Raw genomic sequence first — 15,139 nt, 5'->3', positions numbered from 1 at the left:
CGTCTGATGTAATAAATTTAGTATGGTAATAATTTACTTCTTATTATACCATGCTTATAAGTGAAGTTTTATAACATTCAGAAAAATGGATCAACTAGTTGTATAAAAATTTAAAATGAACATACTACACGTATTAACAAGGGCGTTAGAATAAGTTAGGAGGTAAAGAACATGACAAATCTAAATAAGAAGTTATCAACAGAGCAACAGGAAAAGATACTCGAAACACTTCAATCACGTTTCGCTAGTAATATGGTTCGCCACACAGATATGGACTGGTCATCATTACATGACAAGCTAATAGAGAATATGGACAAGCTATGGTCCCTCCATGAGATGGAAGTCACTGGAGGTGAGCCGGACGTGGTAGACTATGACGAAACCACAGACCAATACATCTTTTTTGATTGTTCAGCAGAGAGTCCTGTAGGTCGTCGCAGCGTTTGTTATGATCGAGAAGCTTTGGAATCTAGAAAGAAGAACAAGCCAGAAAACAACGCAATGGATATGGCGAATGAGATGGGAATTGAATTATTAACAGAAGAACAATATAGATGGCTCCAGCAATTTGGCGAATTTGATAGAAAAACATCGAGCTGGGTTCAGACACCCGAAGAAATTAGGAAACGTGGTGGCGCTCTTTTTTGTGATCGTCGATATGATCAAGTGTTTTTGTATCACAATGGAGCAGAGTCGTATTATGCCGCGAGAGGGTTTCGAGGCTTACTCAGACTGTGAAATGAGATAGTAATACAGTTTGCGTAGATTCGATTAATCATTCTCTTTTTAGTGTATTTCATCTATGGTAAGATAGAGAAAAGAGTAGTTTGATATGGGGATATAGTATGAGATATAGAGGTAGAGTAGTGGCTGTGTGTATTGTGATATTGTTCAATATTTTGCGTTACGGCTATTACCATATCTATTTATGTTATCTTTTTGAGAAGAGTTTCTTTGTTTTGACAGGGATTTTTTTGCTGGTTGCCTGGATAGGTGGTAGACAATACGATGTAGCCAAGTTTTACGCAGAGAAAGATCCGCTAACCAACGCCTACAACCGGCGGGCAATAGATAAGGTATTTAAGAAACAGGTTTCTCAATATAAAAATCAAAGGAAGAAAATTGGCGTAATCTTGATAGATCTTGATGATTTCAAGTATATAAATGATACATTCGGGCATCAAACAGGTGATGAATTATTACGTTGCGTCGCTGAATGTATTATGAGTAACTCAAAAAAAGAGGACTATGTTGTACGCTGGGGTGGCGACGAATTCGTGCATGTAATTCTCGATCTAAAAGAGGATACTCTTTCAGAATATGTTCGGAGTTTAAGAAGTAAATTATCTGATTTGGATGTAGAATCGGTCAGCGCGGTAAGTGCTTCGATCGGAATCGCAGTTTATCCAGATGACGGAGAGACTTTTGAGGTGCTGATTCAGAAGGCAGATACATCCATGTACGAAATGAAAAAAGCATAATTAGTTTCTAATCCTTGTTCAGTCTGCATAACAGAATGAACAAGGATTTTTGAAATGAAAAAATGGTGGAGAGGTATTAAATGTAATATGGACTTCGGTAATAAGTTAATGAATGATGCTACTCGGATATATAAGCTAGCTAGTAATTACGCTTAAACTTCTTATGTTCTTTCAATGGTCGCCGTAATTTCCACTCCCGTCAAAGCTTGCGTAGCTAAACGATCAGCTTCGCTGTTTTTCTTGCGTGAAATCAGTTCATAACGTGGATGGAGCCCTAAAGATTCCATCTTTTTTTCAACTGTATTGGCCCAACTGTATAGTTCTTCTTCAATTACAGGCCATTCTTCGCTTAAATGATTGATTACGACCCGTGAGTCACCCTTAATCGCAATGGGTAAGTGGTGCGCTCCAAGTGTTTCAAGTTCTTGCAAGCATAGATGAAGTGCTGCATATTCTGCTTCGTTGTTTGAAGATAAGTGTGAAGCAATGGCGTTTTTTCGTAGTCTATAAGATTTACCATTTTGGTTATAATAAAGTACGCAACCGAGACCGGCCAACTTTGTATCCCAATCGAAACCACCGTCGAAGTATACAATGATATTATGTGGCTCTGTTTCAATGCCCTTCAAATAGCCTTTTAATTCCTTAATAGTCCAGGAACTATCAAACTGGTCTGTGAATTTTATTTGTTTTGTGCGACCTGTTTTCTCTAAGTCCTCAGCAATTAGCAGTGCTTGGTCTGCAGGTAATTCTTCGGACTTGAAAACGGTTGGTGTTCCTTTTTTTGATGTATAGTGCCATTCAATTAATACATTCAAAGTGATCCCTCCCATATACTCAGTTTAGCCAATAAAAATAGATAAAAACCCATTAGTATGTAAATTATATTTACATAAAGGAGGTAAAGAATATGACCTTGTATAGCTGTTCAGAATGCAAGAAAGCGTATCCTATTGAAGTCACATGGTGGAAATGTGAATGTGGTGGTCTGCTGGATTTAGTACAGTCGGAATCAGACAAGAAGTATGATAATTGGACGAGCCAAAGATCCATTTGGAGATATTTTTCTTCAATGGTAGGTAGTGAGTATTTAACGGGTTGGCGTTCTATTACACTTGGAGAAGGTCAAACACCTTTACTTGAATTAGATGAATCCACATCAAACACGTTTATCAAAGTAGATTTCATGATGCCGACACTTTCTTTTAAAGATCGAGGTGCAGCAGTACTCGTGACGCTGGCAAAACAGTTGGGTGTGAACAAGTTGATTGTAGATAGCAGTGGTAATGCGGGAACAGCCATTGCTGCATACAGTGCCAAAGCAGGAATAGACTGTGATGTTTATGTAAGTGTGAATACATCACCCAATAAATTGGCGCAAATTCAAGCGCATGGAGCAAATATTAAAACAGTGAGTGGAACAAGGGAAGATGTGGCGATTGCAGCTCAATCTGCAGTTGAGGAGGAGCAAGTATTTTACGCAAGCCATGTCTACAATCCGTATTTTTACGAAGGTACAAAAACGTATGCTTATGAAGTTTATGAACAATTGGGGACAGTACCTGATACAGTATTGATACCAGTAGGAAATGGAACGTTGTTATTGGGTGTTTACTATGGCTTTAAAGAGTTGCTTGAAGCAAAGAAAATTGACTATATGCCGAAGATCATCGCGATTCAAGCTGAGAAATGTGCACCGCTTGCGAAAGCATTTGAAAGTGGGGAACTTACAGCCAAGTCGGTCGTGAATGAAGGAACTCTTGCAGAAGGTATTGCCATTGCGTCACCAGCCAGGTCCAAACAAATAGTAGAAGCTGTTAGGGAGACTGATGGTACGTTCATTACTGTTTCTGAGGATGAAATTTTAGAAGCTCGCGTAAAGCTTGCGGCCAAAGGGTTTTATGTAGAAATCACTTCTGCTATTAATTATGCTGGATACACTAAATATGGGAATTCTAAAGATGAAGTCATTGTAATCCCGTTATGCGGAGCAGGCATCAAGTCTTCAACATAAAAAATCCTGCGCGGAAAGCCGCCATGTATAGTACACATGATTACTTTCCGTACAGGAATCATTGATTATTATGCGGTTTCCGTATTACTTTGACTCTCTTCGACATCTGGCTCACCTAACACACCTTCTGTTTGCGCAACGACAACAGCACATGCAGCATCACCAGTAATGTTGACAGCTGTGCGTACCATATCAAGTAGGCGATCTACTCCGAGTACTAGCGCAATTCCTTCAACCGGAAGCCCCACTGATGTCAGAACCATTGCTAACATGATTAATCCTGCACCTGGAACAGCAGCTGTTCCAATACTAGCCAGTACTGCAGTTAAAACAACAGTAAGTAACTGTCCTATAGTTAACTCGATACCATAAGCTTGTGCAATGAATATAACGGCTGCACCTTGCATGATCGCGGTGCCGTCCATATTAATAGTAGCTCCAAGCGATTGAGTGAATGAACTGATAGACTCGGGTACTTTTAACTTCTCCTGAGCTGTTTTCATTGAAATTGGTAGTGTCGCAGCAGAACTTGCCGTACTGAACGCGACAACCTGAGCCGGAAAGAAGTTCTTGAAGAACCAGAGCGGACTACGCTTTCCAATGAATGCGACCGATCCACCATAGACGACAATCGTATGGATTAGAAGAGCCCCGAGAACGACCCCCATATACATACCCATTACCTTAAGTGCGTCAATCCCTTGACTTCCCACAGCAGACGCAATCAAACCGAATGCTCCGTATGGCGCGAATTTCATAACAAACGTGATCAGGTACATAATGAGTTCATTAACTTGCTCGAATAATTCTTTCACTCTTTCAACTTTACTCCCCATCATTGCCATTCCAAAGCCAACCAATGCTGCAAAGAAGATAATCTGAAGCATATTGCCTTCTGCCATAGCACTAATCGGATTTGTAGGAATAATGCCTAATAGTGTTTCCGCTACTGGAGGAGCTTCTTGCGCTTCATATGTGGCATTAGCTGTTTCAAAGTTACCTCCTACACCCGGCTTTAGCAATAGACCGAGAGAAATCGCGATGACAAGAGCAATGGCTGTTGTAATCAAGAAAAATCCAAGGGTCTTTCCACCAATTCTACCTAATTTCTTCGGATCACCAATTCCAACCGTTCCAAGAACAATTGAAATGAATACCACAGGGACAACTAGCATCTTCATGAGATTCAAGAAAATTGTACCAAGTGGTTTAAATAGAAATGCATCAGCTTTTGTAAAAATACTAGGCATGAAAATATTTAATACTAAACCGACGACTACCCCTGCAATAAGTGCAATAATGATATTTCTGGCCAACTTCATAAATATCCCTCCTTAATATAAGGTATTCAATAATCAACATACATATGAAAGCGCTTACTTTCTATTATTCGACATACTTGGTAGATTGTCAACCTAATTAGGTAGATACTTAACCAGTTATTGAATAGTTCAAGAGAAACAAAGAAAGTGAGTACGGTCGGTGTGTTGATACATTCATAACTAAATAATTCGCAGGAGAAAGAAGATTGATGTAAGTTAAGTTTCTGAAGAGGACATTGCATAGAAAACGTACAATCAGGAGTATAGACATTATTACATCATCGCGAGTCTTAAGTTATGCGGGTAATGTTGCATGAGAGGCAAAGGGGCAGGTATTCATCAGAATCTTATGTAAATCAAACTGTATAAATAAATTGATACCTTTCAAAATTCAAAGTATTATTTGGTTTTTAATGTGAGTCGCTGTACAATTAGGTTATCTATGAATTAATTCTTATATTAAGATAGGAAGTGTGTCAACTGAAAAAGAGAGGCCGCCGAGTGGGAGCTGATGGCGAGAAAAGTCGTCAATTACTTTTAGAAATTTCTGCAATGCAATTCGCTATTCATGGTTTCCATAAAACGAAGATTAGTGAAATCGTGAAAGAAGCAAACGTCACACAGCCAACATTCTACTTATATTTTAAAAATAAAGAAGCCGTATTTCAGGAATTAGTCGATATGTTTAAAGAAAAGTTATATCATCATGTAGCACAAAGCAAACTTCCCGCAGATATAGCAGAAGAAGGTCTAAAGGGGCGAATTGCTTATGGGTTGTGTGCTGTTTTTGAGCTCTTTCAGCAACATGAAGAAGTTGCACGAATTGGTTTTGTCATTTCGGAAGAAGCAGCTAACATTAAAGAACAAATGACTGCACAAATAGAAAGTAATCTTAAAGAAGAAGCAGAGCTTGGATATTTTCATACAAATATAAACTTTGGCGTTGTCGCTGCTGCAATGGTTGGCGCGATTGAATATCTGGCAATCACCAAACTTTGGACAGGAACACATAAACCAGAGGAATTGGCAGAAGAGATTACAAATTTATTTTTATTCGGATTAAAAAATAACTATTCAATAGAGATTTCTTAAATAAAATGTTTGATATCGACTTCTATTGAACGACTAACTAAATAGCAATCTTATTTTTTATGTGCTCTTTGAGTAAACAAACCTGTAAAAAGTATTGACACATATATTTGTTTACTATAAAATCAATGTCAACATTAGTTAGAATAAGGTTTACTCAAAGGGGATCATACATATGATGGATTCAAGAAACAGATTAAAAATGATGATTGTAACCGCATTATTCGCTGCCATTATTGGTATTATGGCACAGCTAACGATTCCACTACCTTTAGTTCCGATTACAGGACAAACACTTGCAGTCGGTTTAGCAGCGACTATTTTAGGTTCACGTTATGGAACCATCTCTGTACTAGTATATTTAGCGATGGGCGCGGTAGGGATACCAGTATTTTCAGGCATGTCTTCGGGGTTAGGTGTGATTTTTGGACCCACTGGTGGATTTCTGATCGGCTTTATCCCAACGGCATTCATTACGGGGTATTATATGGAGCGCACAAGTTTCAAACTACCAAATGCAGTTATTGCAAATATCATTGGAATGTTCGTCGCCTTAGCGTTTGGTACAGTATGGCTAAAATTTATTGCGGAACTTTCTTGGACAGCCGCTGTGATGGCTGGCTTCGTGCCATTTTTAATCGGTGGTTTCATCAAGGCATTTCTTGCGGCATGGGCAGGTATTACGGTTCGCGGGAGATTGCTTGCTAACCGACTATTGCTTGCTTAATTTTATTTCAGATGATGTAAAACGTTAATTCATATAATATGAGTTAACGTTTTTTTAATATGTTAGTTCATTATTGCTTCACATTAATTGGATAAGAAAAGCAGTTGGATTTTTGTTGAGTAATTGGTAGAATGATTTTGTAATGATAGAACAGATACTTATTACTAGACTAGATGATCCGTGAAGAGGGTATACAACTTGAGATTGGAATGATATATCGGTGGCGGAAACTAAGAGAAGATCCCCATTGAAAAAATGAGGGAAGCAGTTTTAGGAGGTATTACCATGAAGATTGCTGTGGCGGTAGATGGCTCAAATAATGCATTACGGGCAACAGATTATGCAATCATGTTAGTGAAACAATTTTCTGAAGCTAAACTGGAATTGATCCATGTGATCGACTTCAATAAAGAAGATGAGCGATTATTAAAACAAAGTCCTCATAGTCTTGCTATGTATCAAAAGAAGAAGATGCAATCTGCACTGAAATTAGTAAATGATAGTGGAATAGTAGCGGAAGTTACAATGCTTCGTGGGAATCCGCATCAGCAAATCATTAAACACGTAAATGCGAATGATATCGATCATCTCATCCTAAGCAGTCGCGGTTTAAGATTACTTAAGAAGTTAGTTATGGGTAGTGTAAGTCAAAAAGTCATCAAACATGTAAATAGCTCTGTGACGATAATTAAATAAACAATATAAACCAGAACTGCCGTAGCGTATCCTACAGATATGTTACGGCAGTTTTTTTAGGATCTTTTACTGTCGGCATATGCCGGTTCTGGTCTTTGCATTTTCATATCGGTGATTGAAGAATTACCTTCCCACTTATCCAGTATCACAGCATTGGCTGTGTTGCCAAATACGTTCAACAATGTACGGAAGCCATCAGTCAAACGATCCACTCCAGCGACAAGCGCAATACCCGCAAGAGGTAAATTGGCTGCGGCAAGTACAGTGGACATCATAATGATACCTGCACCTGGCACACCTGCTGTACTAAATGACACGACAAGTGCACTGACAATGATGGCTAGGATTTGTGCGCCACTCAGCTGGATATCAAATAGCTGAGCAACGAATAAAGCATTGAATGTCTGCAAAATGCAAGCACCGTCACGTTTCAAGGCAGTTCCTAAAGGTATCGCAAAACCTGCAATCTCTTCTTTCATTTTAAATTCTTTTTTGCTATTTTCCATGGCGGCCGGCAATGCTGCATTAGAGCTAGCCGTACCGAATGCGATACCGAATGTCGGCTGGAAGCTTTTCCAGAAGTGCTTTGGAGACACATGTAGGAAGCTTAGAATAACAAAGTAAGCGATAGCCATCAGTGTCAAAGCTAAGATTAATCCTAAAATATAAACAAATAATTTTTGCACAATATCAAGACCTTGTGTGGCAATTACAGAACTGATTAAGGCGAAAACACCTATTGGAGACAATTTCAAAACAAGCATCGTAATCTTTTCTACGATAGTGTGCACGCTTTCTACAAATGAAAGAAATGGTTTTGCTTGACTGCCAGCCATACGAATTCCGATGACAACAATAATTGCCGTGAAGATAATCTGCAACAAATTCCCTGTGGCGAACGCTTCGAATGGATTGGTAGGAACTATCGAAATCAACCATTCAAGAATACCTTGTCCTTCCTTTGCCTCTCCTGCTGCCACTTCCCCTAAGCCATCTACCATATTCCCGGGTTTCAATACTGAAGCCGTGATATAACCAATGACAAGCGCGAGTATGCTTGTGCTGATATAAAGGAACAATAGCTTCCCTGTTAACCGTCCAACTTTTTCAGAGTGATCTATACTAGAGAAACCTACAATTAATGATGTAAACACAATGGGTACTACTACGAACTGGATTAAGCTCAAGAAAATTTTACCGATTGGAGAAAGTACGTATTCATTCAATTGCGGTACTGCTTGCGGGAGAAAGATATTTAGAATAATCCCGAAAATAATACCTAACACGAGACCGACTGTGATTTTTGTTGAAAGTTTAATAGAAAACAACTCCTTAAATCCTTATTGATATAGTAGGTTTAATATAATGAAATATATATGTTTTGTCAATACTAATAATTCTAACTATTGCAAGAGTGTATAGTAGTCGCTAATTTTATTGAGTCTTGTTCAATAAGATCAAATGGTATTATGATGAATTGAAACAACTATCTTAAGAAAGAGCAATTATGTATACAACTAATATTAAATCATATAAGATACCCCTATAGGTATGTAAGGGGGGGACGAGATGAAAGAACAATCGTATGAAAATCATACACGGGTGACACCTTTGCAACATTACATTTGGTTACCGTTAAGCTTTCTATTGCTTTTGATAACAGCGATCTATGGAATTTATCAATTTGTAAAGCATGGTTTTTCAATGCAGATTTTGCTATTATTCGCTGTCATCGTTCTTGCTATTATTCCAGGGATGCTCGCACGGATTTATGCGTTGTCTTTGCAAGATCGATTAATCATCACAGAGGAACAGCTTCGTTACTTTATGTTGACGGGTAACCGTTTAGTTGCACAATTGACGAAATCACAATGGATTGCATTACGATTTGCTTCAGATGAAGAGTACGTGGAGCTTGCGAATCGGGCAGTAGTGGAAGATCTGTCACCAGATGAAATTAAGAAATCTATAAAGTCATGGAGAGCAGATCATCAGCGTGTGTAATGAAAATAGAGAACACAGGATCTGAATTAGATCTGTGTTCTCTTTTAAGTTGGTTACATATTATATATCGCTAATTATCGATATATTGATAGGAAAAAGGCTGAAGATAAACTACATATCATGACAAGTAAAAATACCATATCTATCCCAGTATACCGTGTAGGATAATAATATGTCCTTGCAGCACCCATCTGATACTGTTTCGCTTCCATCGCAACTGCAATGCGTTGCGCGCGCCGTATACTTTGGGCAAATAGCGGAACTGTATAGGACTGCAATCGTTCATAGAAACCTCTAAATCCTTTTGAAAACTGGATATTTCGTACTTTTAAAGCATTCCTACGAATTTGTAGCTCTTCAGTTACAGCAGGAATTAAACGAAAAGCTGCAATAAAGCTATAGGCATATTTGGACGGCAGACGAAACTGTTGCATCATAGCATAAAAGAATAGTACAGGTTGGATAGTTAAGATAAACGTAAAGCCAACGAAGCCGAATGAAAGTGACTTACTTCCGAGCAAAAGCGCGTGTTGAATACTCTCTTCAGAAATCTTGAATAGCCCCCATTGCCAAATCACCGCTTCACCCTTACCGAACAACAACATGGTCAACCCAGTGGATAGGAATGAAATAGCTAACGGAATGGAAAGCAATGAAAGTTTCTTCAGCGAATAACCGCTAAATACATAAAATAATATTCCATATAAAATAGCTTGTGAGATAGCAAAAGATAAACTTTGATTTACGAGCGTAATAATCAAGAACGCAAAAAATACGATAAATTTTAACGCAGGATTGACTCGGAATAACCAGGTTTCGCGTTTAGGTGTGAACCAATTGAACACTCTTCGCACCTCCTACTCCATTAGCCGTATGCACAACACCATCAACTACAGTCCAAACAGCAGTAGCGAAGTTTTCTACTATTTCTGTATCATGCGTAACCATCAAAATTGTCATGCCTTCAGTGCGCAATTGTTCCAGCTTCTCAAGAATGGCGAAGGTGTTTCGTGCATCCTGCCCGAAAGTAGGCTCATCCAGTAACAAAATGTCTGTACTAGGAGTAAGAGCAGTTGCGACACTCAAACGACGCTTTTGACCCGTAGATAGCTGGTAAGGATGGCGCGAAACAGAATCAGGTAAGTTAAATAAGCACATCAATTCTTTCGCATATACGTCTGCATCATCTTTTGGCATGCCGTGTAAAGATACGGTTAACTCTTCCGTAATCGAGTTCGTCACAAATTGTAGTTCGGGATTTTGAAAGACGAGCGACAGACCTTGCGGGAGTTGCCGTTTCTTCTTTTTCCACGTAATGGGTACACCGTTCACTTCATAGATACCGCTAGTCCGAAGTAATTGCATGAGAGATAAAAGTAATGTACTTTTACCAGAACCATTTTCGCCAACAATTGTAATCCAGTCACCGGCCTGTACAGTCGCATGTTTGGCAGAAATCTTCTCCATTTGACCACGATGGCCGTGAAAGTCCTGGATTTGAATTTTCTTTTGTGATGAAACGGCTTGACGATTTATCATCATTAATTGAAACGCATCAGATGTTTTATATTCTTCCCATACCCCTGGGTACCAAATACCATATCGTTTCAGTTGTTCTTGAAAGTTTGCAAAAATATATGCTGGTGAACCATCTGCGATTATGACGCCATGATCATTAAACAACACAACACGATCTACCCAGTCAGCAATCAAATTGATTTTATGCTCCACAATGATCACAGTTTTATCAGCGGTTGCCTCTTTAATAGAAGACCAAATCTGTTGCGTGCCGTCCGGATCCAATAATGCAGAGGGTTCATCCAGAAATAGCACGTCAGGTTCTAATAATAAAACAGAAGCCAATGCTAACCGTTGTTTCATACCTTGAGACATTTCATTGATGGGCGTGTGGACATCTTTCAAATGCAAGTCCACACGCTTTAACACTTCTTCAATAAGAAGTGCCATTTCTTCACGCGGAACTTGAAGATTCTCTAAAACGAATGCAAGTTCTTCATCTACATAGGTCATACAGAATTGTGTGTCTGGGTCTTGGAAAACGAACCCCCATGAGTCAGGTAACAGAATGTCTGTTGCTTTCATTGGCAGTTCGATGGAGCTTGGTATAATGCCGCTCAGTACTTGGAGTAAAGTGGATTTCCCACAACCACTAGGACCAAGCATGAGAACTTTTTCGCCAGACTGAACAGAGAAGGAGAAGTCTTTAAAGACCAAAGCATCTTCTCCTGGAAACTTCAGTCGTAAATCTGTAACGCTGATGTTATTCATAGTTGGATCATACCTCCGCTTTTACTGATCAAGCATCGTATATTCTTTTTTATCAACAGGTCGAATGAGCGACGTCACACCTGTTGCTTCTAGCGCTCTTACAATGAGCACAGCAAAAATACCCGTGAAGATGAATGCGCTGATTGCACGTAATCCGTATTTTACAATGAGTGCCCATGTTTCGAGTGCTGCGTAACCATAAACCAAATCAAGTCCGAAACTTGCAAGACATGACGCGATTCCTGCTAATCCAGCAATTAAAATAGAATAGCGTTTATAACGGAATGCAGCGAACAATAATTCCGCAGCAAGACCCTGTGCGAGTCCATACATCAATACTTCAATACCATGACCAGCAAACGCAGATAAGGAAGCCCCTGCAATACTTGCGATGAGTGCAGTACCTGGTTTTCGTAATAATAAAAAGGCGAACGGCCCGACCATGAACCACATACCGTAAAGCAGTTGACGCGCGACAGGCATGATCGGTTTGACGACAGTGTATAAATCATCCCAAAACTTCATCAGCACGCCAAACACAACGCCAATCATGATGGTAATCAATAAATCGGTGAACTTTAACTTTTTCAAACTCTTCCACTCCTTGTTATTTTTTCATACAAAAAAGCCGTCTGAAGAGCAGACGGCCGAGGAAGGAAAGAGATTCCTGTATAATTCCATCGATCACGCTCTCTACGCTGGCATTACCCAGATCAGATTAACGGTCAGCAGTGGATTCATCTGCTATCTCAGCCTGATTCTCTCAAGCACCCGGACGGACAATCATGTAAGCAATCCTAGTATACAGCACGTTGAATTGTGTGGCAACTTATGAAATGACTACATGTTCAATAAAATGCTTGCAGTTTAAATTGAACATATTGTACTGAAATCCTGATATACTAATAGGATAGAAATGTTCATAATTAAATTCTCGATATAATGGAAATAGAGTGTAAAAGGAGTTTTCACATGACAAAACATATAGCGTTTATTGACGTGGAGACGACAGGTATGAGTGCCGAGGCGAGTGAAGTGATCGAGTTAGGCGTTATGCTGGGAGAGTATGAAAATAACCGTATTGTTCGGGTCGCTGATGAGTATTGCGAGTTTCAAGAACCGTTCTATTCCATTTCTCCGACGATTACGAATCTCACGGGCATTACCGATCAGATGGTAAGAGGGAAGTCGCTTGATATGGATAGAATTCTAAAAATACTTGATCAAGCAGACGGTATAGTAGCACATAACGCATCATTTGATAGGGGGTTCGTCAGCCGGCTATTACCTGAAACGCTCGATATGGACTGGTATTGCTCCGTCAGACAAATCAAATGGAAAAATTACGGCTTTGAAAACGGTAAACTGCAACAATTGCTGAGAGCGCACCGAATTCAAGTGCATAATGCCCACAGAGCACTTGACGATGCAAAAAACCTAGCACTCTTACTGAACTCGTCCAATCCGAATCTGACGGATGATACATTCATCTCCTATTTGATGAATAAAGCACCGATGAAGAAACCAGCCAAATCAAGATTTTAATAGTAGCGAATGATGTCCGGGAATACTTCACCGGGCATCTTTTTTGTATGGTTTAAGGTTTAAATCATGGGAAAGTGAGTCTTATAACAAAATCAAAGTATAGAATGATGACACAAAGACGTCATGGAAGTATGCTGAATTCTTATGTATAAACCAATCTGCACATCTTTTTCATAATCTTTTTCTATACTTAAAATATAGATGGCTAGGAAGTTTATTGAAGACTATAGAAGAGATGGGAGACAAATGAAAACGAAAGAGAAGAATCAGCGAAGAGAAATATAGGTCTACTGAAAACTATGAATGAATATGGGCGATGCCGCTTAAAAGCTTTTCATGTGCAAAGTTTTTTCATATATTTTTGCTATACTACTTTTGAAATAATTAGACAAAGGGGATATGAAAATGAGTAAAAAAATTCAAATGGGTATATTTTTGCTGAGTGCGATACTGATCAGTGGATGTAGTGACGATGCACAATCGAATGAACAGAACAATCAACACATGATGAATCAAAATAGCAACGAAGGAAATCATCACATGATGGGTGACTCTGCAATGGGTAACGGGCATATGAGCCATGATGACGTAGTGCGTTTAGAAGACTCGACAGGTGAAAATGAATTATATATTCCACCGTTATTAACTAGTGAAACGACAGAGGGGACTGAGTATATTGTTAAGGCGCAAAAAGGTAAGGTGAATATATTTGAAGGTGTGACTACAGAAACTTTAGGATATAACGGTGATCTATTAGGTCCGGTTCTTCAATTTAAAAAAGGTGAAACCGTTAAAATTAAAACAATAAATGAATTAGAGGAGGAGACAACGTTTCATTGGCATGGTTTAGAAGTGTCTGGTGAGGCAGATGGAGGACCGCATAAAACACTAAGTCCAGGTGAAGAGGCACTAATAGAATTTGAAGTGACACAAGAGGCGGCTACATTGTGGTTTCATCCTCATCCAGAGGGCAAGACATCTGAACAAGTATATAAAGGACTCGCAGGGCTGATTTATATTGAAGATTCTAATTCGGACAAGTTAGAAATCCCTAAAGAATACGGAAAAAACGATATACCATTAGTTTTCCAAGACCGAATTTTCGATGAGCAAGGGCAATTAGATTATAAAGCGGTAATGAACGAAGATGGGACGATAGGTGATACGTTATTGGTCAATGGTACAGTAAATCCTGAATTAACAGTAGGAAAAGAACAAGTACGTCTACGCTTACTAAATGGATCAAACGCGAGAAATTTTACGTTCAAATTGAATACAGGTGAATCATTTGTTCAAATTGCGACAGATGGAGGCTTCTTGAATGACCCCGTCACATTGAATGAAGTAACTTTGACGCCATCGGAGAGAGCGGAGATAATTATTGATTTCTCGCAACTTAATTCTACAGATGATTTGTCTTTGATTAATGAAGATGGATCTATTCTTTTACCGTTTGATGTGTCAAATCAAGAAGTAGATCGTACGCAAACATTGGGGCAATTAAATGATTTTGCCGTAACGGAAGAAGAAAAAAACATGCCGGTTACGAAGAATATTGAACTCTTTGGTATGATGGATCATGTGACAATCAATGGAAAGAAATTTGATTCAAAAAGAATAGATTTTACACAAAAGCAAGGCGTAACAGAGATATGGGAAATTTATAATAGGAAAGATATGATGGGTGGAATGATTCATCCATTCCATATTCATGGTACACAGTTCAAAATACTCTCGAGAAATGGGATAGAACCTGAAGAGAATGAAAGAGGGTGGAAGGATAGTATTGCTGTTCATCCAGGAGAAAAAGTGAAAATCGCTGTACAGTTTAAGCATAAAGGTGTGTATATGTTCCATTGTCACATTTTGGAGCATGAAGACAATGGAATGATGGGACAAATAGAAGTGAAGTAAAAGATATGCCCAAAGTAGCCAGTGAAATATTCATTTCACTGGCTACTTTGCGTTTTTA

15 protein-coding genes and 1 riboswitch are annotated in these 15,139 nt (G+C 38.9%); of the genes, 9 read left to right on the top strand and 6 right to left on the bottom strand.

Going from position 1 to position 15,139, the window contains the following annotated elements; genetic code table 11:
• Positions 1-171: 171 nt before the first annotated feature.
• Both CSV73_RS08450 and CSV73_RS08445 read left to right on the top strand, forming a co-directional pair.
• Complete coding sequence (locus CSV73_RS08450; protein ID WP_099627191.1) at positions 172-738, top strand: DUF4256 domain-containing protein; 567 nt, start codon at positions 172-174, stop codon at positions 736-738.
• A gap of 107 nt (positions 739-845) precedes the next feature.
• A complete protein-coding gene (locus CSV73_RS08445; protein ID WP_099627190.1) occupies positions 846-1,481 on the top strand; it encodes a GGDEF domain-containing protein in 636 nt (211 codons plus the stop codon).
• A 161-nt stretch (positions 1,482-1,642) separates the two neighbouring features.
• On the opposite strand, the gene CSV73_RS08440 is transcribed toward CSV73_RS08445, so the two are convergent.
• On the bottom strand, positions 1,643-2,299 hold the full coding sequence (locus CSV73_RS08440; protein ID WP_099627189.1) for a reverse transcriptase-like protein: 657 nt from the start codon (positions 2,297-2,299) through the stop codon (positions 1,643-1,645).
• 92 nt (positions 2,300-2,391) lie between these two features.
• Between CSV73_RS08440 and CSV73_RS08435 the strand changes: the two genes are divergently transcribed.
• Positions 2,392-3,495 carry a threonine synthase gene (locus tag CSV73_RS08435; RefSeq protein ID WP_099627188.1) on the top strand — a complete coding sequence of 368 codons (1,104 nt, stop codon included), beginning with the start codon at positions 2,392-2,394 and terminating at the stop codon, positions 3,493-3,495.
• Positions 3,496-3,563: 68 nt separating this feature from the next.
• Here CSV73_RS08435 and CSV73_RS08430 read toward each other — a convergent pair whose 3' ends face one another.
• Entirely contained in the window at positions 3,564-4,817 is a 1,254-nt protein-coding gene (locus tag CSV73_RS08430) for a dicarboxylate/amino acid:cation symporter (RefSeq protein WP_085131840.1), read from the bottom strand.
• 501 nt (positions 4,818-5,318) lie between these two features.
• Between CSV73_RS08430 and CSV73_RS08425 the strand changes: the two genes are divergently transcribed.
• The 3 genes from CSV73_RS08425 to CSV73_RS08415 all read left to right on the top strand — a co-directional run bounded on the left by CSV73_RS08425 (position 5,319) and on the right by CSV73_RS08415 (position 7,329).
• Positions 5,319-5,909: a TetR/AcrR family transcriptional regulator gene (locus tag CSV73_RS08425; RefSeq protein WP_099627187.1), complete on the top strand. Its 591-nt coding sequence runs from the start codon at positions 5,319-5,321 to the stop codon at positions 5,907-5,909.
• Positions 5,910-6,081: 172 nt separating this feature from the next.
• The gene (locus CSV73_RS08420) at positions 6,082-6,633 is read left to right on the top strand and encodes a biotin transporter BioY (RefSeq protein ID WP_085131838.1); all 552 of its coding nucleotides are present in this window, start codon (positions 6,082-6,084) and stop codon (positions 6,631-6,633) included.
• 285 nt (positions 6,634-6,918) lie between these two features.
• Positions 6,919-7,329 carry a universal stress protein gene (locus tag CSV73_RS08415; RefSeq protein ID WP_099627186.1) on the top strand — a complete coding sequence of 137 codons (411 nt, stop codon included), beginning with the start codon at positions 6,919-6,921 and terminating at the stop codon, positions 7,327-7,329.
• A 56-nt stretch (positions 7,330-7,385) separates the two neighbouring features.
• Here CSV73_RS08415 and CSV73_RS08410 read toward each other — a convergent pair whose 3' ends face one another.
• Positions 7,386-8,657, bottom strand: a complete 1,272-nt coding sequence (locus CSV73_RS08410; RefSeq protein WP_199093001.1) for a dicarboxylate/amino acid:cation symporter — start codon at positions 8,655-8,657, stop codon at positions 7,386-7,388.
• Positions 8,658-8,898: 241 nt separating this feature from the next.
• Between CSV73_RS08410 and CSV73_RS08405 the strand changes: the two genes are divergently transcribed.
• On the top strand, positions 8,899-9,333 hold the full coding sequence (locus tag CSV73_RS08405; protein ID WP_099627185.1) for a DUF6526 family protein: 435 nt from the start codon (positions 8,899-8,901) through the stop codon (positions 9,331-9,333).
• A gap of 74 nt (positions 9,334-9,407) precedes the next feature.
• Here CSV73_RS08405 and CSV73_RS08400 read toward each other — a convergent pair whose 3' ends face one another.
• Genes CSV73_RS08400 through CSV73_RS08390 form a run of 3 tightly spaced genes read right to left on the bottom strand, consistent with a single transcriptional unit; the run spans position 9,408 to position 12,213 of the window.
• Positions 9,408-10,178 carry an energy-coupling factor transporter transmembrane component T family protein gene (locus tag CSV73_RS08400; RefSeq protein ID WP_085131834.1) on the bottom strand — a complete coding sequence of 257 codons (771 nt, stop codon included), beginning with the start codon at positions 10,176-10,178 and terminating at the stop codon, positions 9,408-9,410.
• Positions 10,156-11,622 (bottom strand): ABC transporter ATP-binding protein, encoded by a 1,467-nt coding sequence (locus CSV73_RS08395; protein WP_099627184.1) that lies wholly within the window; start codon positions 11,620-11,622, stop codon positions 10,156-10,158. The genes CSV73_RS08400 and CSV73_RS08395 overlap by 23 nt, the downstream gene beginning before the upstream one ends.
• A gap of 21 nt (positions 11,623-11,643) precedes the next feature.
• Positions 11,644-12,213 (bottom strand): ECF transporter S component, encoded by a 570-nt coding sequence (locus tag CSV73_RS08390; RefSeq protein WP_099627183.1) that lies wholly within the window; start codon positions 12,211-12,213, stop codon positions 11,644-11,646.
• A gap of 82 nt (positions 12,214-12,295) precedes the next feature.
• Positions 12,296-12,407, bottom strand: a riboswitch (TPP riboswitch).
• A gap of 187 nt (positions 12,408-12,594) precedes the next feature.
• Here CSV73_RS08390 and CSV73_RS08385 point away from each other — a divergent pair.
• Together CSV73_RS08385 and CSV73_RS08380 are read left to right on the top strand one after the other, a co-directional pair.
• Positions 12,595-13,167, top strand: a complete 573-nt coding sequence (locus CSV73_RS08385) for an exonuclease domain-containing protein (RefSeq protein WP_158232312.1) — start codon at positions 12,595-12,597, stop codon at positions 13,165-13,167.
• A 405-nt stretch (positions 13,168-13,572) separates the two neighbouring features.
• Complete coding sequence (locus tag CSV73_RS08380; RefSeq protein ID WP_099627182.1) at positions 13,573-15,081, top strand: multicopper oxidase family protein; 1,509 nt, start codon at positions 13,573-13,575, stop codon at positions 15,079-15,081.
• The last annotated feature ends 58 nt before the right edge of the window (positions 15,082-15,139 follow it).

The organism is Sporosarcina sp. P1, from assembly GCF_002743155.1.
Classification (GTDB): Bacteria; Bacillota; Bacilli; order Bacillales_A; family Planococcaceae; genus Sporosarcina; species Sporosarcina ureae_B.
This window is presented reverse-complemented; position numbering and strand designations above follow the sequence as displayed.